This is a genomic window from Luteibacter sp. P4_E6, from assembly GCF_056401535.1.
Window position 1 is genome coordinate 1 of record NZ_JBFUJE010000426.1, and the last position, 3,412, is coordinate 3,412.

Here is a 3,412-nt window from a genome sequence, read left to right on the forward strand (position 1 = left end):
CGATGGTCACGTTCTTGCCCACGATGGTCGTGCCGGTCTGGCTGAGAACGGTGCCGTCTGTGATATGCACGTCGTTGCCGGCGCTCATGGTCACGCTGCCGTCGGTACTGCCAACGAGGCTACCCGTGTAGCTGACCTCGTTGTCGACGTAGGTAGTGCCCAGGCTCTGGTTGCCGATCATCACGCTGAGCCCACCGCCGTTCATCAGGCCGGTGTGGCTCTTGCTGCTGGTGTCGGTCTCGCTATAAGTGTCCTTGCCGGCGGCGAGCGTCAGGTTATTGCCTGCAGCCAGCACGACGTCGTGCGTGGCGGCCACCTGCGCCGCCGTTGCGGTCAGGTCGTGACCGGCGGCTACGGTGACGGTGTCCCCGGAGAGGAGCGTTCCGACGCTCGTGGTCTGTTCAATGCTCTGCGTGTGCTTGTTGCCGCGTTGCTCCGGATCGATCGAACCGAAGCGTGTTGCGCTGGTATTGATCACACTCGACGATGTCTTGCTGTAATCGTGTTCCTCGGTGTGTACAGATTGACCCGCGGACAGGTTGACATCATGGCCCGCCGACAAGGCAATGGCCTGAGTGGCCGTCACCTGGGCCGCCTGCGCAGTGAGGTCGTGGCCCGCTGCCAGCGTCACCGAGTTTCCGTTAATCGTCGCGCCGACCGCGTTGCTGTCGCTGACGCTGTCGTGAATATGCGTACTGCTGCTGGAGAGGAAGCCGCTGCTCGAACGCTTGGTATCCACCGAAGCGCTGTGGTTTTCCTGGGCGCTGTTGAGCGTGAGGTCATTGCCTGCACCTAGGGCTACAGCACCGCTGGCGCTATTCACGGTGGCCGCCGTCGCCGTGAGGTCATGCCCGGCAATCACGGTAACCCCATTCGTACCCGTCAGACTCGTGCCCCTGACCGTCTCATCGCTCGTCGACTTGTTCGTAACGGTGTGCCCGTCGATGTCGAGATCCGTCGTACCGCGTCGATCCGTCACAGCGTTGAGAGTGAGGTCATTCCCAGCCGTCAAAGCCAGCTGGTTACCCGCCCCAAGCTGCGCACCATCACTGGTGAGATTGTGTCCCGCCTGAAGGACGAGGTTCCCGCCCGCATTGATCGCACTCGTCGCATACGTCACCGCGGACTCGCCGTGCGATGCCGTCTCGCTCCGCGTGGCATGACTCTGCGCGGCCAGCGTCAGATCGTTGCCGGCAACCAGCTGCGCATTGCCGCGCGCGTGAATCGTGCTGGCCGTGGCGGTCAGGTCATTGCCAGCCATCATCGCGAGGTTGCCGCCCGCCTGGATCGGCGCTACGTTCGTCGTGAGGTCGCGCCCGGCCATCAGCATCGCGTCGCCGGTTGCGGTGATCGCTCCGGTGTTGGTGAGGTCCCGGCCTGCCTGCACGGATATGCTCTGCGCGGAGAGCGTGCCGGCATTGATCACATCGCCGCGCGCGGTAACGGCCAGCGTGCCGCCGCTCTGCAGTGCGCCGGTGTTGATTAGCGTATCGGCTGAGAGCAAGGTGCCATGGTCGCTGGAGATCATCCCCTCGTTGGTCAACGTCGTGCCGGACTGGATCGCCACCTGGTCGCCGGCGATCAGCGCGCCCTGGTTCTGCAGGTGGTCCGCCGTCGCCTTGGACAGATACACCACGGGCGAGAGCACATGCTGTCCATCGACCACCGTGTCCACCAGCCAGACGATGTCCGACTGCAAGGCGGCGATCTGCGTGGACGTCAACGGTGCGCCGAGGGTCAGACCCAGCTGTGCGGCCTGCGCAGCCGCATTGCCCATCAGGGCGGTGTACTGCGACATGGCATCGCCGGTACCGGTCAGGTTGCGCCGACCGGTCAGCTGCAGGATCTGGTCCAGCACCAGGTTCTGTTCGTAGTAACCGTCACCCAGGCGCTTCTGGATATTCGCCGGGTTGTCGCCCAGCGCCTGCAGCAGATAGTCCGAGCTGGTGACCGGACCCGTGGCGAACCGTGGCGCCGTGGTCATCAGGAACGGCGCACCTGCGTCGGTGTGCTGCTGGACCATGGCGTTGTTGGGTGGCGTGTAGCCCGACAGCGGATGCGAGGCGGCGCCGACGGTTTGGCCATTCCCTCCGCCCGGGCCAATCAGAGCATTACCCGATGTCCCGCCGGCCGTCGTGGTCCCGGTGGCGAACGCGCCGGTCGCACTGGCCATGCTCAGGTTTCCTGGCCCCGCGATGGGGCCCAGCGACGGCCCCCCGATTTCCGTGTTGCTCACCTGGGCAGCGGTCACGTTCACGGTGCCGCCCGCGGTGATCGAGGCCGTCAGGCCCGGACCCGCGTTATAGGTGATCCACGACGGCGCACTCCCCGCCAGGAGGTTTACGGTCGCGCTGCCAGTCGTGGTGGGCTGCCAATTGTTGTAGCCGGCCAGCGTCCAGACGTGATTGCCACCGTCGATTTCCCAGATGCCGATCTGCTGATCGACGGTTTCCTTGACGGTGCCGGTCGGCACCCAGCTCTGGTTGATCACCGCACCCATGCCGGTCTGGCCGGTGGTGGGATTGACGATCGTGAGGTTCCGCCCGGCGGCCAGCTGTGAATTGGCATTGAGTACGGCGCCGGTGAGGTTCACATCGACACCGGCGGTCATCACGCCGGCCGCGGTCGCAAAATCCAGCACCGTCACGGACACCAGGGTGTCTTTGACCACTGCCTGCAAGTCATCGGCGAAGATGTTGTGCGAGTCGTGGTCCGGATCGGGCTGGTAGCCCTTGCACCACTGGTCGCCATTCTTGCCGGGCGTACCGAAGGCACTGCTGCCGCAATAGGCCTCCAGCACGGCAATCTGCGAGGCATCGAGAATCTGCGACGCCGGCGTACCCGGCGGCGGAAGACCGTTCGGATTGATCTCGTCCGAGCGATAGATCGGAACCGTCGTGGTTGTCGTGTTCTGCGCCTGCTCGGCAGGCGTCAGCGCGATGTCCTTCGTCTGGAAGTAACGCCGCTGGTTGGTGATCTGCTGCGCGGTAACGGTGAGGTTGCCCTGGGCCTGGATCCAACCAGAGCTGTTCAGCAGGGTCCCTGCCGCGTTGCCCGCGGCGTCTCCCGCGATATTCAGATTGCCGCCGCTATACAGCTCGCCATCGAGGTTGGCGAGGTTGCCCACCCACAACGAGAGCTGATTGGACGCACCGATGAACCCTTCGCCATAGTCGACCGGGGCCAGAGCGGTACCCAGGTCGCGACCATTGGTGAGGCTGGCGGCCTTCAGGGTCACTGTGTCGCCCAGAATGTTACCGGTGTTGGTGAGGCGATTGGCCGATGCCGTCAGGGTGTCGCCTTCGAGCGTGGCGCCTTGCTGGTTGTCCAGCGTGCCACCGACAACGATGTTGGCCACGCCCGTATGCGCCGTGTTGCTGCCGTTGATCGTGGCGCCGTTCGTGTTGACGAG

1 protein-coding gene is annotated in these 3,412 nt (G+C 64.6%); it reads right to left on the reverse strand.

Annotated features, from left to right (window positions below; all coding sequences use genetic code 11):
* The coding region (locus tag AC1DT2_RS18565) for a beta strand repeat-containing protein (RefSeq protein ID WP_477297950.1) at positions 1 to 3,412 on the reverse strand (3,412 nt) is incomplete at both ends.